Annotated in this window: 23 protein-coding genes; 10 read left to right on the top strand and 13 right to left on the bottom strand. The window is 62.4% G+C overall.

What is annotated here, in order from left to right; translation table 11 throughout:
* Positions 1 to 362 precede the first annotated feature (362 nt).
* The 3 genes from NKI41_RS15655 to NKI41_RS15645 all read left to right on the top strand — a co-directional run bounded on the left by NKI41_RS15655 (position 363) and on the right by NKI41_RS15645 (position 3,711).
* Complete coding sequence (locus tag NKI41_RS15655; protein WP_352683841.1) at positions 363 to 2,474, top strand: S9 family peptidase; 2,112 nt, start codon at positions 363 to 365, stop codon at positions 2,472 to 2,474.
* A gap of 80 nt (positions 2,475 to 2,554) precedes the next feature.
* Positions 2,555 to 3,181, top strand: a complete 627-nt coding sequence (locus tag NKI41_RS15650) for a LysE family translocator (RefSeq protein ID WP_352501776.1) — start codon at positions 2,555 to 2,557, stop codon at positions 3,179 to 3,181.
* A gap of 146 nt (positions 3,182 to 3,327) precedes the next feature.
* Complete coding sequence (locus NKI41_RS15645; RefSeq protein WP_352683839.1) at positions 3,328 to 3,711, top strand: SET domain-containing protein; 384 nt, start codon at positions 3,328 to 3,330, stop codon at positions 3,709 to 3,711.
* Between the two features lie 11 nt (positions 3,712 to 3,722).
* On the opposite strand, the gene NKI41_RS15640 is transcribed toward NKI41_RS15645, so the two are convergent.
* The 4 genes from NKI41_RS15640 to NKI41_RS15625 all read right to left on the bottom strand — a co-directional run bounded on the left by NKI41_RS15640 (position 3,723) and on the right by NKI41_RS15625 (position 6,884).
* On the bottom strand, positions 3,723 to 4,673 hold the full coding sequence (locus NKI41_RS15640; protein WP_352683837.1) for a cytochrome c: 951 nt from the start codon (positions 4,671 to 4,673) through the stop codon (positions 3,723 to 3,725).
* A gap of 9 nt (positions 4,674 to 4,682) precedes the next feature.
* Positions 4,683 to 5,126 (bottom strand): c-type cytochrome, encoded by a 444-nt coding sequence (locus NKI41_RS15635; RefSeq protein ID WP_352449059.1) that lies wholly within the window; start codon positions 5,124 to 5,126, stop codon positions 4,683 to 4,685.
* 175 nt (positions 5,127 to 5,301) lie between these two features.
* A complete protein-coding gene (locus NKI41_RS15630) occupies positions 5,302 to 5,898 on the bottom strand; it encodes a superoxide dismutase (protein ID WP_023677850.1) in 597 nt (198 codons plus the stop codon).
* 107 nt (positions 5,899 to 6,005) lie between these two features.
* Positions 6,006 to 6,884 (bottom strand): branched-chain amino acid aminotransferase, encoded by an 879-nt coding sequence (locus NKI41_RS15625; protein WP_352470990.1) that lies wholly within the window; start codon positions 6,882 to 6,884, stop codon positions 6,006 to 6,008.
* A gap of 151 nt (positions 6,885 to 7,035) precedes the next feature.
* On the opposite strand from NKI41_RS15625, the gene NKI41_RS15620 reads away from it, so the two are divergent.
* Both NKI41_RS15620 and NKI41_RS15615 read left to right on the top strand, forming a co-directional pair.
* Positions 7,036 to 7,698 carry a haloacid dehalogenase type II gene (locus tag NKI41_RS15620; RefSeq protein ID WP_352507472.1) on the top strand — a complete coding sequence of 221 codons (663 nt, stop codon included), beginning with the start codon at positions 7,036 to 7,038 and terminating at the stop codon, positions 7,696 to 7,698.
* 175 nt (positions 7,699 to 7,873) lie between these two features.
* Entirely contained in the window at positions 7,874 to 8,698 is an 825-nt protein-coding gene (locus NKI41_RS15615; protein WP_352540739.1) for a L,D-transpeptidase, read from the top strand.
* A gap of 355 nt (positions 8,699 to 9,053) precedes the next feature.
* Here NKI41_RS15615 and NKI41_RS15610 read toward each other — a convergent pair whose 3' ends face one another.
* The 7 genes from NKI41_RS15610 to NKI41_RS15580 all read right to left on the bottom strand — a co-directional run bounded on the left by NKI41_RS15610 (position 9,054) and on the right by NKI41_RS15580 (position 15,042).
* On the bottom strand, positions 9,054 to 9,473 hold the full coding sequence (locus NKI41_RS15610) for an Ohr family peroxiredoxin (protein WP_352470987.1): 420 nt from the start codon (positions 9,471 to 9,473) through the stop codon (positions 9,054 to 9,056).
* A 55-nt stretch (positions 9,474 to 9,528) separates the two neighbouring features.
* Positions 9,529 to 10,590, bottom strand: a complete 1,062-nt coding sequence (locus NKI41_RS15605; RefSeq protein ID WP_352470986.1) for an alpha/beta fold hydrolase — start codon at positions 10,588 to 10,590, stop codon at positions 9,529 to 9,531.
* Positions 10,591 to 10,636: 46 nt separating this feature from the next.
* Positions 10,637 to 11,389, bottom strand: a complete 753-nt coding sequence (locus NKI41_RS15600) for an SDR family oxidoreductase (protein ID WP_352683835.1) — start codon at positions 11,387 to 11,389, stop codon at positions 10,637 to 10,639.
* 91 nt (positions 11,390 to 11,480) lie between these two features.
* The gene (locus NKI41_RS15595) at positions 11,481 to 12,137 is read right to left on the bottom strand and encodes a VOC family protein (protein WP_502896488.1); all 657 of its coding nucleotides are present in this window, start codon (positions 12,135 to 12,137) and stop codon (positions 11,481 to 11,483) included.
* 222 nt (positions 12,138 to 12,359) lie between these two features.
* Positions 12,360 to 13,007 (bottom strand): cysteine hydrolase family protein, encoded by a 648-nt coding sequence (locus NKI41_RS15590; RefSeq protein ID WP_352501766.1) that lies wholly within the window; start codon positions 13,005 to 13,007, stop codon positions 12,360 to 12,362.
* Between the two features lie 47 nt (positions 13,008 to 13,054).
* On the bottom strand, positions 13,055 to 13,591 hold the full coding sequence (locus NKI41_RS15585) for a hypothetical protein (protein WP_352471106.1): 537 nt from the start codon (positions 13,589 to 13,591) through the stop codon (positions 13,055 to 13,057).
* A gap of 131 nt (positions 13,592 to 13,722) precedes the next feature.
* On the bottom strand, positions 13,723 to 15,042 hold the full coding sequence (locus NKI41_RS15580) for an epoxide hydrolase family protein (protein WP_502901211.1): 1,320 nt from the start codon (positions 15,040 to 15,042) through the stop codon (positions 13,723 to 13,725).
* A 207-nt stretch (positions 15,043 to 15,249) separates the two neighbouring features.
* Here NKI41_RS15580 and NKI41_RS15575 point away from each other — a divergent pair, with 207 nt between their 5' ends.
* Positions 15,250 to 18,111: an ATP-binding protein gene (locus NKI41_RS15575; RefSeq protein ID WP_352470982.1), complete on the top strand. Its 2,862-nt coding sequence runs from the start codon at positions 15,250 to 15,252 to the stop codon at positions 18,109 to 18,111.
* Between the two features lie 154 nt (positions 18,112 to 18,265).
* Here NKI41_RS15575 and NKI41_RS15570 read toward each other — a convergent pair whose 3' ends face one another.
* On the bottom strand, positions 18,266 to 19,798 hold the full coding sequence (locus tag NKI41_RS15570) for a helicase HerA-like C-terminal domain-containing protein (protein ID WP_352470981.1): 1,533 nt from the start codon (positions 19,796 to 19,798) through the stop codon (positions 18,266 to 18,268).
* A 277-nt stretch (positions 19,799 to 20,075) separates the two neighbouring features.
* Here NKI41_RS15570 and NKI41_RS15565 point away from each other — a divergent pair, with 277 nt between their 5' ends.
* The 4 genes from NKI41_RS15565 (at position 20,076) to NKI41_RS15550 (ending at position 24,319) form a co-directional block, all read left to right on the top strand.
* On the top strand, positions 20,076 to 21,518 hold the full coding sequence (locus NKI41_RS15565; RefSeq protein ID WP_352683830.1) for a methylmalonyl-CoA mutase subunit beta: 1,443 nt from the start codon (positions 20,076 to 20,078) through the stop codon (positions 21,516 to 21,518).
* Positions 21,515 to 23,638 (top strand): methylmalonyl-CoA mutase, encoded by a 2,124-nt coding sequence (scpA, locus tag NKI41_RS15560; RefSeq protein WP_352683828.1) that lies wholly within the window; start codon positions 21,515 to 21,517, stop codon positions 23,636 to 23,638. Before NKI41_RS15565 ends, scpA begins: the two co-directional genes overlap by 4 nt.
* A gap of 73 nt (positions 23,639 to 23,711) precedes the next feature.
* Entirely contained in the window at positions 23,712 to 23,933 is a 222-nt protein-coding gene (locus NKI41_RS15555) for an AbrB/MazE/SpoVT family DNA-binding domain-containing protein (RefSeq protein WP_352470978.1), read from the top strand.
* Positions 23,930 to 24,319: a type II toxin-antitoxin system death-on-curing family toxin gene (locus NKI41_RS15550; protein WP_352683826.1), complete on the top strand. Its 390-nt coding sequence runs from the start codon at positions 23,930 to 23,932 to the stop codon at positions 24,317 to 24,319. The genes NKI41_RS15555 and NKI41_RS15550 overlap by 4 nt, the downstream gene beginning before the upstream one ends.
* Here NKI41_RS15550 and NKI41_RS15545 read toward each other — a convergent pair.
* Complete coding sequence (locus NKI41_RS15545) at positions 24,316 to 24,789, bottom strand: GreA/GreB family elongation factor (protein ID WP_352683824.1); 474 nt, start codon at positions 24,787 to 24,789, stop codon at positions 24,316 to 24,318. The genes NKI41_RS15550 and NKI41_RS15545 overlap by 4 nt on opposite strands.
* Positions 24,790 to 24,875 lie beyond the last annotated feature (86 nt).

Here is a 24,875-nt window from a genome sequence, read left to right as displayed (position 1 = left end):
CCGGCGGCATTACAGCCTGGATGATCGGTGGATTCAGTAAAATCATAGGTTGCGAAGCGTTACTGTTGCTCGCGAGCCGTCGCCGGAGCGGTGCGCTGTGTCATTGAAGTGGGGTAATGTATTTCCGTAGACCCAGCCATATCGGCCACTTGCCAAGCCGCGAAGGCAGTTGCATGAGATTGACCGGCACTGGCAGGGTCATCGCAGCGACGGCGAGAACCGCGGCAGTCCGAGAAGAAATATTCGTTATCCGTTCCTCCAGCCCGTCCTCTCGAGCCACCACGACAATAGATCATAGCCCTTGAACCCGCGCTGCTCGGCGTGTTCATTCGCCATTCAAGTAGCTTCCACAGCGAGACGCAATGACCAGAACCCCAGTGTTTCCGACCGCCACGCCGCCGCAGCCGGAGAAGCGACCGATCTTCGACACGCATCACGGCATAACGCGGACGGACGATTATGCCTGGCTGAGGGCCGCCAATTGGCAAGAGATGTTCAGGGATCCGTCCCTGCTCGACGGCCAAATCCGCGCCCACCTCGAGGCCGAGAATGCTTATCAGGCGGCGCTGATGGCCGATACGGTCCAATTGCAGAAGCAGCTTTTCGCGGAAATGAAGGGACGCATCAAGGAAGACGATTCTTCCGTGCCGATGAAGGACGGACCTTACGCCTACGGCTCCTCCTTCAAGCTTGGCGGCCAGCAGCCGCGTTATTTCCGCACGGCGCGTGACGGCGGCGACAAGCAGATATTGCTCGACGGCGATGCCGAGGCCGAGGGCAAGCCCTATTTCCGCCTGGGCGGCGTCGATCATTCGCACGACCACAGCAAGCTGCTCTGGGCCTTCGACGACAAGGGTTCCGAATTCTACACGCTGCGCGTCCGCGATCTGGCCGGCGGCAACGATCTGGCGGACAGGGTCCCGGACACCGGCGGCGGCGGTGTGTGGGATGCCGGCAATGACGGTTTTTTCTACACCCGCCTCGACCCCAACCACCGTCCTTCCAAAGTGCTGTTCCATGCGCTTGGCGACGGTCCTGAAAACGACCGGCTGATCTACGAGGAGACCGATCCCGGCTTCTTCATGGATGTCGGTGGCACGCGCTCCAACGAGTGGATCATGATCGGCATCAACGATCATGAGACCTCGGAATACCGCATCATGAGCGCCAACGATCCGTTCGCAGAGCCGAAGCTGGTTGCGGCGCGCCAGACCGGCCTGCAGTACGAACTCGAGGAAGGCGGCGACATCTTCTTCATCCTCACCAATGCCGACGGCGCCAAGGACTTCAAGATCATGACGGCGCCGGCCCACGATCCGGTGCGCGCCAACTGGCAGGAACTGGTGCCGCACGAAGCGGGCCGGTTGATCCTTTCGGTGATCGGCTTCAAGGACCACATGGTCCGGCTCGAGCGCAAGGAAGGCCTGCCGCGCATCGTCGTACGCGACCGCAAGAGCGGCGAGGAGCACCTGATCTCCTTCGACGAGGAAGCCTTCTCGCTCGGCCTGTCCGGCTCCTACGAATACGACACCGAGATCATGCGCTTTTCCTATTCGTCGATGACGACCCCGGCGCAGGTCTTCGATTACAACATGCGCACCCGCGAGCGGGTGCTGCTCAAGACCCAGGAAGTGCCGTCCGGCCACGACCCGGAGCACTACGTCACGCGCCGGCTGATGGCGCCTGCCGCCGACGGCGAACTGGTGCCGATCTCGCTCCTCCATCACCGCGACACACCGCTCGACGGGTCGGCGCCTTGCCTGCTTTACGGCTACGGCTCCTACGGCATCACCGTGCCGGCCGCGTTCAACACCAATCTGTTTTCGCTGGTCGACCGTGGCTTTGTCTACGCGATAGCCCATGTTCGCGGCGGCAAGGACAAGGGCTATGGCTGGTACGACGACGGCAAGCGGGCGAACAAGATGAACACGTTCACCGATTTCATCGCGGTCGCCCAGCATCTCGTCGCCGAGCGCTATACGCAGCATGACCGCATCGTCGCGCAAGGCGGTTCGGCCGGCGGCATGCTGATGGGCACGGTCGTCAACATGGCGCCGCAATGCTTCGGCGCCGTCGTCGCCGAGGTTCCCTTCGTCGACGTGCTCTCCACCATGCTCGACGCCAGCTTGCCGCTGACGCCGCCGGAATGGCCGGAATGGGGCAATCCGATCGCTTCGGCGGAGGATTACCGGACCATCGCCGCCTATTCACCCTACGACAATGTCGCCGCACTCGACTATCCGCCGATCCTGGCGCTGGCCGGCCTGACCGACCCGCGCGTCACTTATTGGGAGCCGGCCAAATGGGTGGCGCGGTTGCGCGACCGCAAGACAGGTGGGAATCCGGTGCTATTCAAGATCAACATGGATTCAGGCCATGCCGGTGCCTCCGGCCGGTTCTCCAGGCTGGGGGAAATCGCCTTCACCTACGCCTTCGCGCTCAAGGTGACAGGCAAGGCCGAGCTTGCGGCGTGAACATCGGCGGATGAGCGGTCATTGCCTTCCGTTCCGCTACATGCCTTCATTGACGATGAAAGTTGCGGAGAAGCCCACCAATGATCGATCTCGCCACGTTGATAGCTTATGTCGCGGTTGTGCTTGGCTTTGTCTTCATCCCGGGTCCCGCCACTCTTCTGACGGTGGCGCGGGCAACCAGTTCCGGAACCAGGGTGGGCATTGCGACCGGCGCCGGGATCGCGGCCGGCGACGTGGTTCACACCTTCATGGCGATCGTCGGCATTTCGGCGATCATTGCCACGTCGGCGGCGCTTTTCAGCATCGTGAAGTACATCGGCGCAGCCTACCTCATTTATCTCGGCATTCGCGCGATCATCGAGAAAACGCCGGCCTATCCGGCCGCCGGCGCACTTGCGATCCCCGCTGCCAAAGCATTTCGGCAGGCTGTTTTGACCGAGGTTCTCAATCCCAAGACCGCGCTTTTCTTCCTTGCATTTCTTCCGCAGTTCGTGCGGCCTGAAAACGGATCGGTGATGCTTCAACTGGCGATATTGGGCGTCATCTTTGTTCTGTTGGGCCTCGTCAGCACGGTGGTTTTCGCCGTGGGTGCGGGCGGCCTCGGTGCATTCCTGCGCCGAAACCCGACGGTGCTGAGATGGCAAGGCAAGGCTGTCGGCGGTATCTATTGCGCCTTAGGCATCCGGCTGGCGCTGCAACAGCGCTAGGGTCTCGACAGGCGACGAGCCGTACGAGGCTTCGGGATAATGGGCAGGCACAGCTGATTTTCCGCTCGCAATTGCAAATGCCGCGCGCTACCCAGTGCGCGGCCTTTTCATAGCCGCGCCAACAATCAATCACCCAGGGATCTGCCATGTTGCTCGTCGATGTCTATCTCGACAAATCGCCCATCCAGGGCATCGGCGTCTTTGCCAAGAACCACATTGCCCGCGGCACGCTGGTCTGGAAGCTCGACCCGAAATACGACCGGCGCATCGAGGTGGAGACCTATGAGCGGGAAACCGGGCCGGTCAAAGCCTATCTCGATCGCTACGCCTATCCGGACCGGCGCGACCCGAACTACATCGTCTTCGAGGCCGACGATGCGCGCTACATGAACCATGCCGACGACCCGAATTGCGACGTCTCGCAACCGGAGGAGACCTATGCCTTGCGCGACATTGCGCCCGGCGAGGAAATGACCTGCGACTACAATCACTTCTTCGAAACCGGCTTCGACTTTCTCGGCGACCGCTGACGCAACAGCTGTCAGCTCGCCGGCTTCTTGCGCGCCGGATAGCCGTTGGGATGCGGCGGCACGGCTTTCAGGTAGGCGGCGATCGCCGAGCGGTCCTCCAGGGTCAGCACGGCCATGTTCCGCTGCACGTCGACCATAGCGCCGCCGACCGTATCGAAATCCGGCGTAAAGCCGGTTTCGAGATAGTTGGCGATGTCGGCTTCGGACCAGTCGGCGATGCCGCCCTCGCCCGACGTGATGTTCGGCACGATGCCGCTGCCTTCGGCGGCGGCCGCACCTGCCAGCCATTGGCTCTTGCTGGTGCCGCCGGCAAGATCCCGCGGCGTGTGGCATTCGCCGCAATGGCCGGGGCCTTCGACCAGATAGCGGCCTGTCAACACCGGATCCGGTGTGCCGTCGGGAAAGGAAACGACCGGCTGGTCACTCAAATAGAGCAGCTTCCACAAGCCAAGACCGCGTCGGACGTTGAAGGGAAATGCCAGCGAATTGGCGGGCGCCTTGCCGGCGACCGCGGGTAACGTCTTCAGGAATGCATAGAGATCGGCAATGTCGGCCGGCTTCATGCGCGCGTAGGAAGCATAGGGAAATGCCGGATAGAGATGCTCGCCCGACGGCGACACGCCCTTCAGCATGGCGTTGGCAAGATCCTCGACCGACCAGGCGCCGATGCCGTCCCTGGTATCCTGCGATATGTTCGGCGGCACGAAGCTGCCGAACGGCGTCTTGAGCTCAAGGCCGCCGACCAGCCGAAGGCGGGCGTCGCCTTGCGAGCCGGGCTTGGCATGACAGGATGTGCAGCCGCCGGCGTAGAAGATGCGCTTGCCCCTGGCGGCGTCGCCGGGACCAAGCTCAGCCAGCGTTGCGGCATCGACCCTGACCGGAGCCGACAGGAACCAGCCGGCAATCGCGGCCGCGCCGCCCAGAACGAGGGCGGCGCCGACAAATTTCTTCAGCAAGCGCATTGCCCGCTATCAGCCTTTTTTTACCCGGTAGTTTTGATGGCAGTTGCCGCAGCCGCCGCCAATGGTGTTGAACTGCGCCTTCAACGCGTCGGCATCCGCAGGTGCTGCGGCGACCGCCGCCTTGACGTCGGCGAGGTACTTGCCTTCAGCCGTCTTGAAGCCGGCCATGTCCTGCCAGATTTTTGGGGACGCCGTGGTGTCGCCGGTGTCGCTGCCGGCCGGGAAAAGCGTGTCGACGCCGGCATGGAATTTCTCGGCATTGACCTGCAGTGCCTGCAACGCCGTCAGCACCGAAGCTGCGTCGTAGGGCGTCTCGCCCTTGACCACTTTCGACAAGCCGGCGGCGATCTTGCCACGTTCCTTCATCAGGGCCTGCCGGTCGGCTACCGGGTCGGCAAATGCCGCCGAACCAGCGAAGGCGAGCATCGAGATGGCGAGGATAAGCTTTCTCATTCACTTGGCTCCATGTTGAAGGCAGTTCAGGATGCGGTCCCACCCCGATGACAAACGGCAAGGATGGCTTAAAAATTCCGACGCTTCGCCTCACGCTTGCGTGAAATTTTTGCAGCTGTCGTTCTGATGCTGAAAAAGAAAAGCCCCGGTTCTGCCGGGGCTTTTCTGGAACGGATCAGGCCTTTTCGTAGAGCTCGAGCACATAGTCCCAATTGATGAGACTGTCGACGAAGGCTTCGAGATATTTCGGCCGGGCGTTGCGGTAATCGATATAATAGGAATGTTCCCAGACATCGACGCCGAGGATCGGCGTCGCGCCATGGACGAGCGGGTTCTCGCCATTCGGCGTCTTCGAGATAGCCAGCTTGCCGTCCTTGACCGAGACCCAGGCCCAACCCGAACCGAACTGGGTGGTGCCGGCGGCGATGAAGTCGGCTTTGAACTTGTCGTAGCCACCAAGATCGCTGTCGACCGCCTTTTGCAATGCGCCAGGCAGCTTGTTGCCGCCGCCGCCCTTCTTCATCCATTTCCAGAAATGGATATGATTGTAGTGCTGGGCGGCATTGTTGAAGAGACCCGCATTCTTGCCGAAGGACTGTTTGACGGCCTCTTCGACCGACAAATCGCCCATGCCCGCCTCGGCGGCCAGCTTGTTGCCGTTGTCGACATAGGCCTTGTGGTGCTTGTCGTGGTGATATTCCAGCGTTTCCTTGGACATGTAAGGCTGCAAGGCCTCGTAGTCATAGGGCAAGGCGGGCAATTCAAAAGCCATCGGTCGTACTCCCTCGTGGAAAAATCCGGTGTCGATACCGGACTAACATAGGACTGGATTGGTCTGGAACAACTCCGGAAACGAAGCGCCGGCCGCTTTTTAGCGGGTCAGCCGGGCGAAGTCGAATGCGCCCATTCCCAATAGAGTTCGCGCGCCTTCTTGGCCACCGGTCCGGGCTGCAGATTGCGATCCTCGATACGCGTGACCGGCACGACTTTCGAGTGGTTTCCGGTCGAGAAGATTTCGTCCGCCTCGAGGAAATCGCGGATCGACAGCGTCTTTTCCGTCGTCGTGAACCCGTATTCGCCAAGCAGGGCCATGGTGCGCGCGCGGGTGATGCCGGAAAGGAAGGTGCCGTTCGGCGCCGGCGTCAGGACATGGCCGTCCTTGACCAGAAAAATATTCGACGTGCCGGTCTCGGCGACATTGCCCAGCATGTCGAGCACGAGCGCATTGTCGAAGCCGCGCATCTTGGCTTCGAGGATGGCCCGGCCGTTGTTGGGATAAAGGCAGCCGGCCTTGGCATTGGTCGGCATGGTTTCGATGGTCGGGCGCCGGAACGGCGACACCGTCACCGAAAAACCCGCCGGCGAGATCATCGGCGATTCATAGAGGCAAAGGCAAAAACGCGTCGAGGCCGGGTCGGCCGGCACGCCCATATAGCCGCCATGCTCGGCCCAATACATCGGCCTGATGTAGACCGCCGTCTTGCCGTCGAACTTCTTCAGCCCGTCCCAGGTCAGCCCGACGATCCTGTCGGTGCTCATCGTCGGCTTCAGGCCGAGCGCGATCGCCGAGGCATTTACCCGCGCTGCATGGCGATCGAGATCGGGAGCGACGCCCTCGAACCAGCGGGCGCCGTCGAACACGCTGGTGCCGAGCCACATGGCGTGGCTGCGCGGCCCTAGAATGGCAACATTGCCCTCGTACCAGTCGCCGTCGACGAAGGTCCATGTCGCGGATTGCGCCGCAGTCGCCAGTGTCATTGCCAGGTTCCGTTCGATGCTTGTTGCGGCGCATTGGAAGATGCTTTGGCGGCCGCCGTCAACCGGCTTGGCTGAGATTTGTTGAGGCCAGCGGGCTGGCGGACTGCAATCAGCGCTTGCGCCTTGCCTTACGCGGCCTCAAAACTGTCGAATGCAGTTCGCGGCTTACGTTTTCGACGCCTATGGCACGCTGTTCGACGTGCATGCGGCCGTGCGCCGTCACGCCGACCAGATCGGGCCGGACGGCCAGTTGCTGTCCGATATCTGGCGCGCCAAGCAGCTGGAATATTCCTGGGTCAGGACGCTGATGGGGGCCTACGCCGATTTCTGGCAGCTCACCGAGCAGGCGCTCGACTTCGCCCTGCGCAAGGTTCCATCCGCGGATGCCGGGCTGAGGGCGAAGCTGCTCGAGGCTTATTGGCGGCTGGACTGCTATCCGGAGGTGCCGGCCGTGCTCAAGGCGCTCAAGGCATCGGGAGCAAGGCTGGCGATCCTGTCCAACGGTTCGCCTGAGATGCTGGAAGCGGCCGTCAAATCCGCCGCGCTCGACCAGGTCCTGGACGACGTCTTTTCCGTCGACAGCGTCAGGCGCTTCAAGACCGATCCGTCGGTCTACGACATGGTCACCACGGGCTGGCGCCTCTATCCGGGCGCTGTCTCTTTCCAGTCATCCAACCGCTGGGACGTCGCCGGCGCCACCAAATTCGGCTTCAGGACGGTGTGGATCAACCGCGCCAATCAGCCAGAGGAATACCGGGATTTTCCACCGGCCCTGATCCTGCCGTCCCTTGAAGGTCTGGTCGCCGGGGTTTGACGGCCGGACATGTTGCCTCGGCGCAACAGTGACGATCCAGTCACAGCTTTGCCTTTGTTTGTCCACCCTGCGGCCAGAATTGGAACCGCCTATCGCGCCGGGCATTGCTCGGGCAACCGCGCGCAACCGGGCGCATTCATGCTTTGTTGCGATTTGAGACTTAAAAAAGGCAATCATGTTCACACCCCCATCGTCCTCTCTGCGCCTGAGCCGTCGCGGTTTCCTCAACGCAGCAGCGCTTGGCGCCGCCTCGGTCGCGGTCTCCAGTTGCACCACGCTGTCGCAACAGCCGGTCGAGCCGCCGCCGCCGACCTATGTCGAGCCGGCGCTTGGCGACTATGTGACGATGTATGGGCCGATGTCGGATGGCGGCTTCGAGCTGCCGGCCATACCGGTCGACAAGATCGACCCGCAGTTCCTGCGCCAGATCGTTGACGATCCGACCGGGCAGCAGCCGGGCACCATCGTCGTCGACACCACCAATCACTTCCTCTATCTGGTGCGCCCGGGCGGCCAGGCGATCCGCTATGGCGTCGGCCTCGGCCGCGCCGGCTTCGAATGGTCGGGCGATGCGGTGGTCCAATGGAAGCAGAAATGGCCGAAATGGACGCCGCCGGACGAAATGATCGCCCGCCAGCCCGAACTAAGACCGTACAGCGCCGACAATGGCGGCATGCCCGGTGGGCTCAAGAACCCGCTTGGCGCGCGGGCGCTCTATCTCTTCCAGGGCAACCAGGACACGCTCTACCGCTTGCACGGTTCGCCGGAATGGCGGTCGATCGGCAAATCGGTGTCGTCGGGCTGTGTTCGCCTGATGAACCAGGACATTATCGATCTCTACGACCGAGTGCCGAACAAGACCCCGGTCGTGGTGACGGCCGATATCGGCCAGCCGATGGTGGCGACAGCAAACCGCAAAGCCATCCCGATCGACGCCGGCGTGCCGGAAGGATCGATCCTGCTCGGCCCGGTCAAGGCGATCACAGACTCGATCTTCTGAGCTGACGGAAGCACAGGCGGGATTGCTCACGGCTCCTGCTGGTTTTGCCGAGCGTCGGCTTGCCCGTGCCGGTGCCCGCCTTTGGATTTGATGCTTACGTTGAGGCGGACTTTGCCGCACCTGTGTGCAGACGCCACCAGTGACAGCTCATGACCCCGGAGCGGACATTTCGCGCTCAGAAGGGATTATCACGGTGATCGGAGGGATACCCCTCCTGTCATCCTGACCGTATTTGTGCTGGATGCGCTCTGACAGGTGCGATGCCGTGGCAGGTTTTTGTAGACCTTGGCGCGAAGGAATGATCCAAAATGTAACCCTGGCCATGCCAATTGCTTCAACGATCGATGCAATCCACTCAGAGCAGGTTGATCGCAATTTGCACGTTGCCGCGCGTCGCTTTCGAGTACGGACAAATGTCGTGCGCCTCGTCGATCAGGGCTCGTGCGGTATTGTACTCCACGCCAGGCAGGCTGACGTTGAGCCGAGTGCTGAGAGAGTAGCCGTCGTCCCCGAGATTTAGATCAACCTCGGCATCGATTCTCACTCCGGCCGGCAGCATAATTTTTTGTTCGTGAGCCACAGACGCAACCGCGCTTGCGAAGCTGGCCGACCAGCCGGCTGCAAGCAGTTGCTCCGGGTTGGTGCCGATGCGCGCCGATCCGGGTATGGAAAGCCTGATGTCCAGAAGGCCATCAGAGCTGCGCGAGGCGCCATTCTCGCGGCCACCTGTGGTTGCGGTCCTGGCCGTGTAAACAACCCTTGCGATCGGGTTCATAGGCATTCTTTTGGTGGTTGTCGTACCTGCCGGAGGGGCGGCGCCGCGAACTCGATCACGCGTCGACCTCGACAACGGCGTCGGCAAAGGCCTGTGGTGCTTCCTGAGGTAGGTTGTGTCCAATGCCGCCCATGACTACCCGGTGGCTATATCTGCCTGAAAACATCTTGGCGTAAGCGCTGGCGTCCGGATGCGGCGCGCCATTGGCGTCGCCCTCGAGCGTCATCGTGGGCACGGAGATGACGGGTGCCTGAGCAAGCCGCTGCTCCAGTGGATCATATTGCACCTCGCCTTCTGCCAGGCCGAGCCGCCAGCGATAATTGTGGATGACGATCGCGACGTGATCCGGATTGTCGAAGGCCGCAGCACTCCGCTCGAACGTGGGCTCATCGAAATTCCATTGCGGCGAGGCGAGCTGCCAAATCAGCCTGGCGAAATCGCGCGTATATTTCTCGTAGCCGACACGGCCGCGATCGGTAGCGAAGTAATATTGGTACCACCATTGCAGCTCGGCCTTCGGCGGCAGCGGCAGTTTGCCGGCTTGCTGGTTGCCGATGAGATAGCCGCTCACCGAGACCATCGCCTTGCAGCGTTCCGGCCACAGGACGGCGATGATGTTCGCCGTCCGAGCGCCCCAGTCGCAGCCGGCAATCGTCGCCTTCTCGATACCCAGCGCATCCATCAGCGCGACGATGTCGGCAGCGATGGCCGACTGCTGACCATTGCGCATCGTCTCGTCCGACAGGAACCGCGTCGTGCCGTATCCGCGCAGGTAGGGCACGATCACGCGGCGGCCTTTCGCCGCCAGAATGGGCGCAACGTCGACATATGTGTGGATGTCGTAAGGCCAGCCATGGAGAAGGATAACGGGCGGACCGTCGGCAGGGCCGGCCTCTGCATAGCCGACATTAAGGACACCGGCATCGATCTGCCTGGGTTCGCCGAACGAGTTCTTTGCCGTGTGCATCGCAGACGCCGTCGTCTGGTCGACTCCAATGGGCGCCGCCTTCGCTGTCGCGGTCATGCCGAGTTCGGCAAGCGTCATGCCCATTGCGGCTGCACCGATCAGGCGACGGCGGCGCTCATCGATTTTGTCGCAAACACTGATCGTGTTCATAGTGATGTCTCTTTGTGATGAGGCAATGTGCTTTGTTCCTGCGTAGTCACGAGACGAGCTGCTGGCCGCCGTCGAGGTCGTATGTCGCGCCCGTCAGCGCCGGGTTGCTCATGATGTGAACGGCGAGCGCGGCGACATCAGCCGGTCCGACGACACGTCGGATTGGCAGCGTCGCGCGCAGTTCATCGCGCCGCTTGTCGAGGTTGTCGCCGAGCAGCGACGCCGACAGTGGCGTGTCGACGAAGCCTGCGGCGATCAGGTTGACGCGTATCGGCGCGAGCTCGAGCGCGAGATTGGCGATGAGCGCGGGGAACGCGACGGTAACCGTCGAGACGATCGCGAGGCCTGGTTTTGGGCGGCGTGCGCCCGTGCCGCCCATGAATATCAATGAGCCGGCCGACCCGACCTTGCCAGCGGCGCTGCGTGCCACATTGAGCGCGAGCAATAGGTGGTCCGTGAGATCGTGTCGTGCCTCCTCGGGAGGAATTTCGAGGGGAGAGCGATAATGGGGAGCGCCGGCAGTAACCATCACATGGTCGATCAAGTCCGGCAGATCTTGAAAGAACGACTTCAGCTGGGTCGCATCATTGGCGTCGAAGGCGGCGGTGCCCTCAGCGCTAATCTCGCACGCTGCTTGATCGAGGCGGTCGCGATTGCGTCCGGTGAGGATGACGCGGGCGCCTTCGGCGCGGGCACGCCGGGCGGTCTCCAGACCGATGCCGGCGCTACCGCCGATGACGACGACGGTCTGGCCAAGAAGTTCAGGTTCGCGCTGAGTGGGGATGGCTGCGGTACTCATGATTTCCTCCGATAAAGGCCGTCAGGTCGCCACGATCTCCGCAGGCCGCGAACGAATACGGCGCCAGTGTGCCGCCGTCTGGAAGCTCTTCCTACTGCGGCAGTTCCTCGCCAGACTGCTCGGCCACTATGTATTCGGCGTACCAGTCCGGCCAGTTCTCGTCACGCTGGCCGCCGGTCCGCTTCTCGTGCTCTCCGTGGGCGACCGACGCGCGCCGCATTGCGGCGGCCAGGTCGCCCTCGGAGGCGAAGCTCGTCGCCTTCGAGTCGATCCGGCCCGGAAACCGGGTGGTGATCTCCTGGAGCAGCCAGCCGTTCCCGTCGGGATCGCTGAACGTTGCAAAGGAGACGTAGCTGCGTCCCTCCGGGTCCCGACCATTGACAGCAGGCTGTCCCGGACCGGCACGGTGGAACACTTCGCTCACATCTGCACCGTGAGCGATGAGCTCGGCGCGCGCCGCTACGATGTCGGACACGATGAGATAGAGACCCTGTGTCGACCCCGGCGCGGCCGAGGTGACAGCCTTGCCGAAGTGGATCGAGCCAGGCGAGCCCGGAGGCGTGAACTGCACAACCCGGAACATGTCGCCGACCGCGAAGTCGGCATCGAGCCGCCAGCCGAGGCCCTCGTAGAACTGCTTGGAGCGGTCGACGTCTGCGACCGGAATAACGACAACCTCGAACTTCAGGTCGACGGGACGTGCGCTTGCGGTGTCGGAGGTCTTTTCGCCCTGACGGGCCGTTGCGATGTCTGACATGGTCGTTTTCTTTCCAGTTGGGTGGGACCTGGTCCTGCCCGATCGTTGCCACGTAATGACCGAGCCTGTTCTGGATCTCTCTGCTGCATGTCGGCCAGAGCCAAGTTCTCTTCGACGTATTTTGACGCGTCGAGCGCACGGAAACGGTCCGCCGGAGTGCAGAGTGAGATGCGCACGGTTGGCCATTCCCTCGCGTGTGAGATCGATCATCACCTACGCCTCGGCGGCCGAGGTCTGGACGGCAGAAATCGAGTCGATGATTTGGTCTGTCGTGACAATCGCGCTGGCGTAGTTCGGCATGTTGATGTCGAGAGCCGCGTGCATCTCCTCATCCGAGTAGTCTGCCGTCGCGTCCCTCACCATGGTTACGTCGTAGCCGAGCTCGGCGGCGAAGCGAACGGTCGCTTCGACGCAGGTGTGTGCGATCAGTCCGATGACAATGAGTTTCTGGATTCCGTGCCTTTTCAGCTGCAGATCCAGATCCGTATTGGCGAACCCACTGGAACACCAATGTTCGGTCGCGACAGTTTCGCCTGGCTTGGGCTCGAACTCGGACCGAATCTCGCCGCCCCAGGTGCCGTATTCAAAGCTCTTGCTCTTCCATGCTCTCTTCTGGACGGGCGCGACGTAAGTCCATGTCTCATAGTCGCCCGGACGGTATCGATGATGCATTGCATAGAAGACGCGAAGCTTAGCTTGACGCGCGGCATTCAGGACTTGCAGCATGTGAGGCACGCAGCCGTTCGCCTCTGCGACAGCCCGGATGCGGGGCCATATCTTGCCCCCATCGGAAATGAAGTCGTTGTACGGATCGATCACCAAAAGTGCGGTGACCTCCCGGTCATGTGCGTGCCTCGTCATTGTGCCTCCTCCATGGAGCGGCTACATCACAAGAAAGATGCTGCCGCTCAGTTCCTGAGCGCGGCTCGTTCGATGCTGGCCGCAAAAAGCGGCGTCTCGCCCTTGTTGTGAGCGATCGACATGGGCTGGCGCTGTGACCGAAGCACCTCGAACGGGATGCCCTGGCGCTCGAAGAAGGCCATGAATTCCTTCGTGGCCCAGGACCGGACGTGGTTGGTAAACTCACATCGGCGACTGTCGATAGCCTTGACGCTCAGCTCCCAACGCACATGGATCGTGGTGCGGCCCGTAGGCGTGAAGAGGTCTGAAACCGACTCCAGGATGAGGTGATCCTTGCGGCCAAGCGTCTCGACATAGTGTTGCACCATCAGGCTGCCGCCGATGATCTCGACATTGATCGACATGCGCTTGCCATCCGGCGCCGTCGTGAAACCCGCCGCTATGTGGGCAGGCGAACACCCCTGATATTCATGTTCGGACAGCGCGAAGCACCAGTTGGGAATGTCAATCTTCTCGATCGGCGCGTTGATGATAGCCGTAAAGCTTGAATCGACGATTTCATGGTCCTCGACGGGGGCTGCCATCTTCGTGATGGGTTCGTGCGATGCGGAAGAGTGCGCGATTGCTGACATGGCGTTCTCCTTTGTCCCGGGTTCAATCGGGTTGCCTTGGACAGTCGAGCAGGTGTGACTGCAAGCGGAACCCTGTGAGGGGTTCAGATTTGCTGGCGCAGCGGACGAAATGCCGTCCGGAGTTCGGCGGTGAAGGCCGCGGGCTGCTCCCAGGCTGCGAAATGGCCGCCCTTGGGGAGCCGGTTGTAATGGATAAGCTTCGGATACGCCTTTTCAGCCCAGCTCTCCGGCGCCTGGTAGATCTCGTCCGGGAAGGCGCTCACAGCGACCGGGATCTTGATGCCCCTGGGGTCGAAGAAGCCTCCCGTCGGGTGGTGCGCGTTGTCCCAGTAAAGACGCGCCGAGGAGATCGCCGTGTTGGTCAGCCAGTACATCGTGACATTGTCCAGGATATCGTCCTTCGTCAGCCCTTCCGGCTGCCCGTCGAAGACGCGTGCGATCAGCTCGTAGCTGCGGATGTCGTGGTCGAGCATCCAGGCTGCGAGACCAACCGGCGAGTCGACGATGCCGTAGAGCGTCTGCGGGCGATTGTTCATCTCGATCGCGTAGCCCAGCCCGTTCTTGTAGAAATCGTCGAGCTGGTCCCAGGCGCGCTTCTCGTCGGGCGAGAGGCCGGCGGGCGCCCGGCCGCCGGCGGCAAGCGCCTTCGAGATGTCGGCGGGCACGGTGGCAGCCATGTTGGTGTGGATGCCAAGCAAGCCCGGAGGCTCTTGCAGCGCCATCGTCTCCGACACGGCGTTGCCCCAGTCGCCGCCCTGCGCGACGTATCTCGTGTAACCGAGGCGTTGCATCAGCATCGCCCACGCTTTGGCGATGCGGACAGGTGTCCATCCCGGTGCGGTCGGCTTGCCTGAGAAGCCGTAACCAGGCAGCGAGGGGATCACCACATGAAATGCGTCCGCTTCGCTCCCGCCGTTGGCGGTTGGATTGGTGAGCGGCTCGATGACCTTCAACTGCTCGATGATCGAGCCAGGCCAGCCATGCGTGATAATTACCGGCAATGCATTCTCATGCCTGGAGCGGACATGGATGAAGTGGATGTCCAGCCCGTCGATCTCGGTGATGAACTGCGGCAGGGCATGGAGCCGGGTCTCCATCTTGCGCCAGTCGTAATCCGTCGCCCAGTACTTCGCGAGCTTCTGCATTGTGGCGAGCTGCACGCCCTGGGTGTCGTCAGCCACATTCTCCTGGTCCGGCCAGCGGGTCGCGGCGACGCGTCGGCTAAGCTCGTCGATTTCCTCCTGAGGAAAGCTGACCTTGAAGGGCCGGATCGCATCGCCCGCGGCTGCGGCGACCGATGGGAGCAGGCTGGCAGTACCTACGGCGGCAATGCCCATTGCGGCCGTGCTCAAAACCAGGCGGCGGTCCTGATCGATTAGTTCGGGAGTCTTGGTCGTATTCATGGGTCTCTCCTGGGGGGTGCTCGGTGCTGCCGAAAACTTACGCCCGCAGGACGAGAATCGCCCGTTATGTGTTGTGAGCCCCCTGTTAGTGGCTGTCAGCGCTGGTGGCTCCGGGCAGCGGGGTCCTGCCACCGTTCGCCTATGGTGCAGGTGTTGTACTTGACTTAGACTATCGGCTTGGTGGCGGGCGGCTCCGAGAGAAGCGCCATGACGATAGTGGCAGGTCAGGCCAAGGACGGACTGTCGTTCGGTCCTTTCCATCTGGTTGCGCGCGAAAGGCTCGTCACAAAAGACGGCGCTCCCTTGGCGCTGGGCTCGCGTGCACTGGACATTCTCATTGCCCTGATCTCCACGCCGAATGAAATCGTCGGCAAAAAGGATCTGATGTCGCGGGTTTGGCCCGATGTCGTAGTCGAGGAAGGCAGCCTGCGGTTTCACATGACCAGGCTCCGCAAGGCGCTGGGTGACGGAAAGGACGGCGCACGATACATCGCGACACTACCAGGGCGGGGTTATTGCTTCATCGCGCCCGTCTCGCAGATCGGCGGTCCGCGCGATGAAGAGCCTGCAGCTGCCGCCAGTTTTCCGCACGCGAATCTTCCGAGCCGCTTGGGCCGAATGGTTGGCCGGGACGACGACGTTCTTCAGCTGTCGGCTCGACTGAATGCGTCGCGCTTCGTCACAATCGTTGGCGCGGGCGGCGTCGGCAAAACCACCGTCGCGATCGCGGTCGGACATCACCTCATTGACGGCTTCGCGGGCGCTGTGCTGTTCGTCGACCTGGGAATGCTCGGCGATCCCGACCTGGTGACGACAGCCGTCGCCTCCATGCTTGGGCTGTCGGTTCAATCGAGTGACGCGACGCCCAGTCTGATCGCCTACCTGCGCAACAAGCGGATGCTTTTGATCCTCGACACCTGCGAGCATCTCGTCGATGCGGTGGCGCCTCTGGCCGCAAGCATCATCGACGCGGCGTCGCAGGTCCACATTCTGGCAACAAGTCGCGAAGCGCTTCGGGTCGAAGGCGAGCATATCTACCGATTGGATGCCCTTGCCTGTCCGCCAGACGACCCAAGGCTTACGGCGGCGGTTGTCCAGACGTTCCCGGCCATTCAACTGTTCGTGGAGCGCGCGGTGGCAAGTGGCGCGCGCTTGGATGTCAGCGATGCGGAGGCCCTGATCGTCGCAAGCATCTGTCGAAAGCTTGACGGTGTGGCGCTTGCAATCGAGTTGGCGGCCCGGCGGGTCGAGTCTTATGGATTGCAACAAACCGCCGCGCTTCTCGATCAACGTCTGACTTTGCTGTGGCTGGGATCGCGGACCGCGCCACCGCGTCAAAAGACCCTGCAGGCCACGCTGGATTGGAGCTTTGGGCTACTTACCGACCTGGAGCGCGCAGTGCTTCGCAGGCTCGCTGTATTCCTTGGCCATTTCACGCTCGATGCGGTCTTGGAAGTCGTCACAAGCGCTGCCCTCGACAGATCGACGGTTCTTAATGCCATGGATAGTCTTGTTGCCAAGTCGATCATAGCGACGCGCCCGCTCGGAGCGATGATGCGCTATCGGCTCCTGGATACCACGCGCGCCTACGTCCTCGATATCAGCATAGATGACGCCGAGGCCGCCGATCTGGCGGTGCGCCACGCCGCCTACTATCGAAGATGGCTTGAGCAAACAGGTATCGAGTGGCCAGGTCTGGCGACCGGCGAGGAGCGGGCTCCTCACTTCGCCGCCATCAACAATGTGCGGGCCGCTCTGGAATGGTGCTTCGGCGAGGGCGGAAACGCCGATATCGGCATCGGACTTGCCACTGCTGCCGCGCCTGTTTTCCTGGCGATGTCCTTGTTGCCGGAGTGTCATCGCTGGTCAGAACGCGCGATATTCGCTCTCGACGATGCCGCTCTTGGCGGACTTGACGAGATGCATCTCCAGGCAGCCTTGGGTGTGTCCCTGATGTTCATGCGGGGAGGGCGTGATGCGGCGCGCGTCGCCCTGGAGAAAAGCCTGGCGATCGCCGAAGAACGCGGTGATACGTTGGATCAAGTGCGCCTGCTGGGTCCGCTCAACATGTTCCACCTGCGGACAGGCAACTTCGTGACCGCCCTCCAGTTTGCAAAACGCTGTTCAGCCATAGCCGCGACCCTGGAGGATCCGGTCGCGATTGCGTTGGCGCATACCATTCTGGGGATATCGCTTCACCTTCGTGGTGACCTGGCCGAAGCCCGCGCGGAGCTTGAGGCAGCGCTGGATCGTGGGCCACGCTCTCAGCGAACCACAACGGTCTATCTCGGTTTCGAGGGCAAAATCCTGGCCAAGGCTATCCTGGCGAGGAACCTTTGGCTGCAAGGCCATCCGGACCAAGCCATGGAACGTGCTCGACAGGCCGTCGAAGAGGCCGCCGCCATGGACCACTCGCTGACTCTGGCGATCGCCCTGATCTGGGGAATATCGGTGTTCCTGTGGGCCGGGGAACTGGAGAGCGCGGAGGCACACATCGACATGCTGATTTCCCGCGCCGAGTCCCATTCCATGGCCCCTTATCTGCTGGTCGGTCGGGGATTCAAAAGCGAAGTCGCAATCCGGCACGGGGATGCGACAGGTGGGGTCGGGGGCCTCCAGAGTTCTCTCCAAAACCTCCACGCAGCACCTTACGAATTGCTCACGACCGAGCTCAACCTCTCGCTGGTTAGAGGACTATCCGCGATCGGTCGGGTCGACGAAGCAGTCGCGCTGATCGGTGATTCAGTTGGTCAAGTCGAAAAGAACGGTGACCAATTGTACCTTCCGGAGTTGCTGCGGATGAAGGGAGGCCTTCTTCTCCAACAACTGTCGGAACGCAATCGCGACGAGGTCGGCGCATCCCTAATGCAGGCACTGGAGTTGAGCCGGAGTCAAGGCGCGCGGGCATGGGAGCTGCGAACCGCAATTGATATGGCAACGTTGATGGCTGGGCGAGGCGAGATCGACGGCGCTCGCGAGCTCTTGCAATCGGTTGCGGAGCATTTCGTAGAAGGCGCGAGTACGGAAGATTTGAAGGCTGCCGCGCGCCTGTTGGCGACGCTGAACTAGCTACCGCCGATACGCGTTTACACTTTTGCAGACGGTCCGACGGCAGCTATGGGCGCATAGCCGCCGTCCGCTGTCCTTCAGATCTGGCCACCGGCACTTGATGTGCAAGACAGAATTTGCCAACACAGATGCCCGCCCTTCGGTGCGATGCCCCTCACCTGCCCCTGGACAAGCTCCCCAAAATCCCGCGGACGATCGCCCGTCCGACCGACGAGCCGACCGAGCGCACGATGGATTTGATCGCCGCCTCCGCAACGGTCTGACGGTTGGAGGGGCGCGGCGCGCGGCGGCCGCCGGTCGGCTGGGGATCGTCATTGCCGAAGCCGGGAATGGTCCAGCGCGAACGGCCGCTTTCCTGTTGCTGCGCCTGTGCCTCCTGGGCGTCCTTGGCCTTCTTCTGCAGCATCTCGAAGGCCGATTCGCGGTCGATGGTCTGATCGTATTGTCCCGCAACCGGGCTCTCGGTGATCAGCTTGCGGCGCTCGTCGGGCGTGATCGGGCCAAGGCGCGATGACGGCGGGCGGATCAGCGTTCGCCGCACCATGGACGGCACGCCCTTGGCTTCCAGCGTCGAGACAAGCGCCTCGCCGGTGCCGAGCTGCGTGATCACGGTTGCGCAGTCGAAGTCGGGATTAGGCCTGAACGTCTCGGCCGCCGTCCTGACGGCCTTCTGTTCGCGCGGCGTGTAGGCACGGAGTGCGTGCTGCACGCGGTTGCCGAGCTGGGCCAGCACCGTTTCGGGGATATCCAGCGGATTTTGCGTGACGAAATAAACGCCGACGCCCTTCGAGCGGATCAGCCGGACCACCTGCTCGACGCGGTCGACCAACACCTTCGGGGCGTCGTCGAACAGAAGGTGCGCCTCGTCGAAGAAGAAGACCAGCTTCGGCCTGTCCGGGTCGCCGACTTCCGGCAGTTCCTCGAACAGTTCCGACATCAGCCACAGAAGGAACGTCGCATAGAGCCGCGGATTCATCATCAGCTTGTCGGCGGCGAGCACGCTGATGGCGCCGCGTCCATCGCGCGTGGTGCGCATGATGTCGGATATCCGCAATGCCGGCTCGCCGAAGAAATTGGCAGCGCCCTGCTGCTCCAGGACCAGCAGCGTGCGCTGGATCGCGCCGACCGAAGGCTTCGTCACATTGCCGTAGCGGGCGCCGATCTCTTCGGCGCGGTCGGCGATATTGGCCAGCAGTGACTGCAGGTCCTTCAAATCGAGCAGCAGAAGGCCTTCCTCGTCGGCGATGCGGAAGGCGATGTTCATGATGCCTTCCTGCGCCTCGGAAAGGTTCATCAACCGCGACAGAAGCAGCGGCCCCATCTCCGAGATGGTGGCGCGGATCGGGTGGCCCTGCTCGCCGAACAGATCCCAGAAGATGACCGGGAATTCCTGGAATTCATAGGGATCGAGCTTGACCTGCTCGGCCCGCTTGACCAGGAAATCCTGCGCTGTGCCCATCATAGCGATACCCGACAGGTCGCCCTTGATGTCGGCGCAGAATACCGGCACGCCGGCATTTGAGAAACCCTCGGCCAATATCTGCAGGGTCACCGTCTTGCCGGTGCCGGTCGCGCCGGTGACCAGGCCATGACGATTGCCATATTGCAGCAAAAGCTGTTCGGGCCGCTGATAACTGTCGTCCGGCTTGCGGCTGGCCCCTATGAAGATACTGGTATCGTCGGCCATGTGTCCGGTCTCTCCGCAAACCTATAGGGTTGAATGCCCTGATCCCTTGAAGAAAAGGGAGCCCCGCCGCAGGTATAGTGAGGCCATTGCGCAGCGACAATGGGCACCGTCGAAAATGGCTTTTGGAGCTTGCGGAACCTGCCCATGTTTGGCAATCGGTTGACGGTCACCGTCACGGAAGGCGAGTTGCACCGCATGTGTGCTGCATTGTGATATCGGGCCGGGGACCGTAGACTGACATAGTCGGCCGCTGCGGCCGCTAGAACGAGGAGAACCGATGGGCGCCGGTGCCTTGACCCAGGATGCCGAACTTCCGAACGTCGACCGGCAACGATGGCTGGCGCTGGCGGAGAAGGCGCTGGCCGGCGGGTCCTTCGAGGAAAAGCTCGTCTCGCATACGGACGACGCCATCCGCATCGAGCCGCTCTACGAGCGTTCGGTAACCGCCGAGCCTGTCGTGCGCGCCAACCCGGGATCACCGTGGATCGTCAGCCAGCGCATCGACGATCCGGACATAGGCCGCGCCAGTGCGCAGGCGCTGGAAGACGTCGCGCAGGGTGCCACCGGACTGTCGCTTGTCTTCGAGGGTGCGCCGAACGCCTTCGGCTATGGCTTGCCGAGGACGGCGGAGGCGCTGGAGGGCGTGCTCGACGGCGTGCCGCTCAACCGCATCCAGATCCGCATCGACGCCCATCCCTGGAGCCGTGCCGTGGCCGACTGGCTGGTGGCGTTTTTGACCAAGCGCCGCTCCGACCCGGCAAAGCTCAACCTCTCCTTCGGCATCGATCCGGCGGCGATCTTTGCCGGGACCGGCAGGCTGCGCATGTCGATCGAGGCTTTGCAGGCTTCGATGCCGCAATCGCTGGCGCATTTCTTTTCGATGGGTGTGCCCGGCGTGCTGCTGGAGGCCGACGGGCGGGTATTCCACAATGCCGGCGCCACCGAGGCGCAGGAGCTTGGCACCATGCTCGCCTCGGCCGTCTCCTATTTGAGGCTGTTCGAGAAGGCGCGCCAGCCGCTCGTCTACGCGGCGCCGCATATCGGTTTTGCGCTCAGCGTCGACCAGGACCAGTTCGTTTCGACGGCCAAGGTCAGGGCGTTGCGCAGGCTGTGGGCGCGTGTCCAGGAGGCCTGCTCGATACCGCCCTCCACCGCCAGCATCCATGCCGAAACATCCTTCCGGATGATGACGGCGGCCGATCCGGAAACCAACATCCTGCGCACCACCATTGCCGCTTTTGCCGCTGCCGCCGGCGGCGCGGATTCGATCGCCATCCTGCCGCACACGATCGCGCACGGCCTGCCCGCGGGTTTTGCCCGCCGCGTTGCCCGCAACGCGCAACTGATCATGGCCAATGAAAGCAATATCGACCACGTCGCCGATCCGGTTTGCGGTTCGGGGGCCGTCGAAGCGCTGACTGCGGAGCTCTGCGCGGCGGCCTGGCAGGAGTTCCAGCAGATCGAGGCGGAAGGCGGCGTGCTGACCAGCCTTGAGCAAGGCCACATCCAGAGGCGCGTCCAGGCAGCTTCCGCCCGCCGCTACACAGCCTACCAGGCGGGCGAACGGGCGATCGTCGGCACGACGCTGCACCCGTCGAAGACCGAGCGTCCGGTCGAGACGCTGGCGGCGGAGCGGCGGCCTGCCTTCACCGAAGGCGTTGCGGTGTGCGAGCCGCTATTTCCGATCCGCATCGATCAGTCGATCGGAGCCGTGCCATGATCCCGGATTTCAGCCAGATCGCCTGGTCGCCGCCACGGCGGGCGCCGGTCGAGATCAAAGGCCAGCGGATGACGCCGGAAGGAATCGCCGTCAAGCATCTCTACAACCAGGGCGATCTCAAGGGCTTGCCGCACCTCGATACCTATCCAGGCCTGCCGCCTTTCGTGCGCGGCCCCTATCCGACGATGTATGTCCAGCAACCCTGGACGATCCGGCAATATGCCGGCTTCTCGACGGCCGAAGAGTCCAACGCCTTCTACCGGCGCAACCTTGCCGCCGGCCAGAAAGGCCTGTCGGTCGCCTTCGATCTCGCCACGCACCGCGGCTACGACAGCGACCATCCGCGCGTCGCCGGCGATGTCGGCATGGCCGGCGTCGCCATCGATTCCATTCTCGACATGCGCCAGCTGTTCGACGGCATCCCGCTTAACGAGATGACGGTATCGATGACGATGAACGGCGCGGTGCTGCCGATCATGGCGCTCTATATCGTCGCGTCGGAGGAACAGGGCGTTGCGCAGAAGGACCTCACCGGGACCATTCAGAACGACATCCTGAAAGAGTTCATGGTGCGCAACACCTACATCTATCCGCCAAAACCTTCGATGCGGATCGTGTCGGACATTTTTTCCTACACGTCGAAGCACATGCCGAAGTTCAATTCGATCTCGATCTCCGGCTATCACATGCAGGAGGCGGGAGCGACGGCGGATCTCGAGCTCGCCTACACGATTGCAGACGGTATCGAATATGCCCGCGCCGGCGTCGCGGCCGGCCTCGACATCGACCGTTTCGCGCCGCGCCTTTCCTTCTTCTGGGCGATCGGCATGAATTTCTTCATGGAAGTCGCCAAGCTGAGAGCAGCGCGCGTATTGTGGGCCAGCCTAATGCTGAAGAACTTTTCGCCGAAGGACGAGCGCTCGCTGTCGCTGCGCACCCATTGCCAGACTTCGGGCTGGTCGCTGACGGCGCAGGATCCCTACAACAACATCATCCGCACCATGATCGAGGCGATGGCCGCCACTCAAGGCCATACGCAGTCGCTGCACACCAATTCCTTCGACGAGGCAATGGCGCTGCCGACCGACCATTCGGCCCGCATCGCCCGCAACACACAGCTCATCCTGCAGAAGGAATCCGGCACGACGCGCATTATCGACCCGTGGGGCGGCTCCGCCTATGTCGAACGGCTGACACATGATCTGGCGGCGCGTGCGCTTGCGCATATCGAGGAGGTCGAGAGCCTCGGCGGCATGGCCGCGGCGATCGAAAAGGGCCTACCGAAGCTGCGCATCGAAGAGGCTGCCGCGCGCACCCAGGCGCGCATCGATTCCGGCGAACAGATCGTGGTCGGTGTCAATGCCCACCGTCCCGGCACGGACATCGAAGTCGACGTGCTGAAGATCGACAATGCCGAGGTCAGGGCACGGCAATTGTCGAAGCTGCAGCGGCTGAAAGGTACGCGCGACGTCGCCGCCGTCGAGAGCGCGCTCGATGCGCTGACCCGTGCTGCCGGGAGTAACGGAAACCTGCTGGAATTCGCCATCCGGGCCGCACGCGCCAACGCCACGGTCGGCGAGATTTCGCTGGCGCTGGAAAAGGTTTTCGGCCGCCATGTCGCCTCGGTGCAGACGATCTCCGGCGTCTATCGCAACGCGCTCGGCGACAATCCGGTGGTCGACCGGCTGCAGGACAAGATCGTCGCGTTCGAGGAGAGGTCCGGCGGCAAGCCGCGCATTCTGGTCGCCAAGATGGGGCAAGACGGCCATGATCGCGGCCAGAAAGTGATCGCCACCGCCTTTGCCGACCTAGGCTTCGACGTCACCGTCGGGCCGATGTTCCAGACGCCGGACGAGATCGCCAGACTGGCAGTCGAGCATGACGTGCACATCGTCGGCGCCTCGTCGCTGGCTGCGGGCCATTTGACGCTCATTCCCGAACTCAAGCTTGCACTGAAGAAGTTGGGCCGCGACGACATGCTGATAGTCGCCGGCGGCGTTATCCCGCCGCAGGATTACGACGCAGTCCGGCAGGCAGGCGCCACTGAAATCTTCCCGCCCGGCACGGTCATCCCGGAAGCGGCGGAGCGGCTGATGGACCGGCTGCTGCAGGCCGGCTGACGCCTTGTTATAATGTCTGTTGTAACAAGAAACACACTGCGTTATAATCAGCGTTGCAACAGGATGCCTCACCATGAACACGACCATTCGCAAGATCGGCAATTCCGAAGGCGTGATCCTGCCGAGGGAACTTCTCGATCGTCTGAACCTGAAGGCCGGCGACCAGCTTCAAATCGTTGAAACAGGTGACGGTTTTGCGCTGAGGCCGGTGGACGACAGCTTCGAGCGGCAAATGAAAGCCGCCCGCGAGGTGATGGATAAATACAAGGTCGCGCTTCAGAAGCTCGCCGAATGAGCTGGGAACTTCTGACGAGGCGTGCAGTCGAAGCCATGCACGCGGAGCAGTTGCGCCGACACGGCGGAGCACAAGGCTTGAGGGATGAAAATGCCCTCGAATCGGCGGGCGCTCGCGCCGAAAACAAGGCCAACTACGGAGACCGGTCGGTTGAGGAACTCGCAGCCGCCTATGTCTTCGGCATTGCCAGAAATCATGCCTTTGTCGACGGCAACAAACGCACCGCCATTGTCGCGGCCGGCGCATTTCTGATTGTGAATGGTTATGCCCTGTCGGCCAATGACGGCATGCTTTACGAATTCGTCATGGGCGTCGCCGCCGGCGAAATCGACGAGGCCGGCGCCGCAGCGTTCTTCCGCGATCATGTCGTCAAGCTCGAAGACTAACTGTCGGAGAGCTTGGCGATCTCCCATTCCTTGCCATTGACCACGGCAACTTCGCCGACCTTCTTGCCGAACAGCGCCATCGCCATCGGCGACATATGGGAAATTGTCCCCTTGGCGGGATTTGCCTCATCCTCGCCGACGATCTTCCAGTGCACCTTCTTGCCGTCGTGGCTTTCCAGCGTGACGCCCATGCCGAAGCGAACCATGTCGCTGCCCGGTTCCGGCACCGAAAGCTCGGCGCTTTCGCGCCGCGCCGTCCAGTAGCGGAGATCACGCGACACCAGCGCGATGCGCTCGCGGTCGGCCCTCTTCTCGGCTCTGCCCAGTTCGTCGCGCAGAGCGGCCACCTCGGCATCGATCAGCGCCATGCCGCGTTCCGTGACCAGATTGCGGTGATGGCTGATCGGCCGCTCGCCGATGCCGGCAATGGCGTTTTCGCTGTCTTCCTCGCGGGTGAAGGCCCTGCTCATCCGACGAACTTAGGCTTGGAATGGCGACTCCACAAGCCATTGCTGATGAAGAGGCTAATGGTGAAGATCTGGGTTCAGTACCCGAG

It is taken from the genome of Mesorhizobium sp. M0601 (genome assembly GCF_040320845.1).
Classification (GTDB): domain Bacteria; phylum Pseudomonadota; class Alphaproteobacteria; order Rhizobiales; family Rhizobiaceae; genus Mesorhizobium.
This window is presented reverse-complemented; position numbering and strand designations above follow the sequence as displayed.

Excerpts from the sequence above, each read along its gene's own strand:
- NKI41_RS15655 (WP_352683841.1), top strand. The coding sequence starts at position 363 with ATGACCAGAACCCCAGTGTTTCCGACCGCCACGCCGCCGCAGCCGGAG.
- NKI41_RS15650 (WP_352501776.1), top strand. The coding sequence starts at position 2,555 with ATGATCGATCTCGCCACGTTGATAGCTTATGTCGCGGTTGTGCTTGGC.
- NKI41_RS15645 (WP_352683839.1), top strand. The coding sequence starts at position 3,328 with ATGTTGCTCGTCGATGTCTATCTCGACAAATCGCCCATCCAGGGCATC.
- NKI41_RS15640 (WP_352683837.1), bottom strand. The coding sequence starts at position 4,673 with ATGCGCTTGCTGAAGAAATTTGTCGGCGCCGCCCTCGTTCTGGGCGGC.
- NKI41_RS15635 (WP_352449059.1), bottom strand. The coding sequence starts at position 5,126 with ATGAGAAAGCTTATCCTCGCCATCTCGATGCTCGCCTTCGCTGGTTCG.
- NKI41_RS15630 (WP_023677850.1), bottom strand. The coding sequence starts at position 5,898 with ATGGCTTTTGAATTGCCCGCCTTGCCCTATGACTACGAGGCCTTGCAG.
- NKI41_RS15625 (WP_352470990.1), bottom strand. The coding sequence starts at position 6,884 with ATGACACTGGCGACTGCGGCGCAATCCGCGACATGGACCTTCGTCGAC.
- NKI41_RS15620 (WP_352507472.1), top strand. The coding sequence starts at position 7,036 with ATGCAGTTCGCGGCTTACGTTTTCGACGCCTATGGCACGCTGTTCGAC.
- NKI41_RS15615 (WP_352540739.1), top strand. The coding sequence starts at position 7,874 with ATGTTCACACCCCCATCGTCCTCTCTGCGCCTGAGCCGTCGCGGTTTC.
- NKI41_RS15610 (WP_352470987.1), bottom strand. The coding sequence starts at position 9,473 with ATGAACCCGATCGCAAGGGTTGTTTACACGGCCAGGACCGCAACCACA.
- NKI41_RS15605 (WP_352470986.1), bottom strand. The coding sequence starts at position 10,590 with ATGAACACGATCAGTGTTTGCGACAAAATCGATGAGCGCCGCCGTCGC.
- NKI41_RS15600 (WP_352683835.1), bottom strand. The coding sequence starts at position 11,389 with ATGAGTACCGCAGCCATCCCCACTCAGCGCGAACCTGAACTTCTTGGC.
- NKI41_RS15590 (WP_352501766.1), bottom strand. The coding sequence starts at position 13,007 with ATGACGAGGCACGCACATGACCGGGAGGTCACCGCACTTTTGGTGATC.
- NKI41_RS15585 (WP_352471106.1), bottom strand. The coding sequence starts at position 13,591 with ATGGCAGCCCCCGTCGAGGACCATGAAATCGTCGATTCAAGCTTTACG.
- NKI41_RS15580 (WP_502901211.1), bottom strand. The coding sequence starts at position 15,042 with ATGAATACGACCAAGACTCCCGAACTAATCGATCAGGACCGCCGCCTG.
- NKI41_RS15575 (WP_352470982.1), top strand. The coding sequence starts at position 15,250 with ATGACGATAGTGGCAGGTCAGGCCAAGGACGGACTGTCGTTCGGTCCT.
- NKI41_RS15570 (WP_352470981.1), bottom strand. The coding sequence starts at position 19,798 with ATGGCCGACGATACCAGTATCTTCATAGGGGCCAGCCGCAAGCCGGAC.
- NKI41_RS15565 (WP_352683830.1), top strand. The coding sequence starts at position 20,076 with ATGGGCGCCGGTGCCTTGACCCAGGATGCCGAACTTCCGAACGTCGAC.
- scpA (WP_352683828.1), top strand. The coding sequence starts at position 21,515 with ATGATCCCGGATTTCAGCCAGATCGCCTGGTCGCCGCCACGGCGGGCG.
- NKI41_RS15555 (WP_352470978.1), top strand. The coding sequence starts at position 23,712 with ATGAACACGACCATTCGCAAGATCGGCAATTCCGAAGGCGTGATCCTG.
- NKI41_RS15550 (WP_352683826.1), top strand. The coding sequence starts at position 23,930 with ATGAGCTGGGAACTTCTGACGAGGCGTGCAGTCGAAGCCATGCACGCG.
- NKI41_RS15545 (WP_352683824.1), bottom strand. The coding sequence starts at position 24,789 with ATGAGCAGGGCCTTCACCCGCGAGGAAGACAGCGAAAACGCCATTGCC.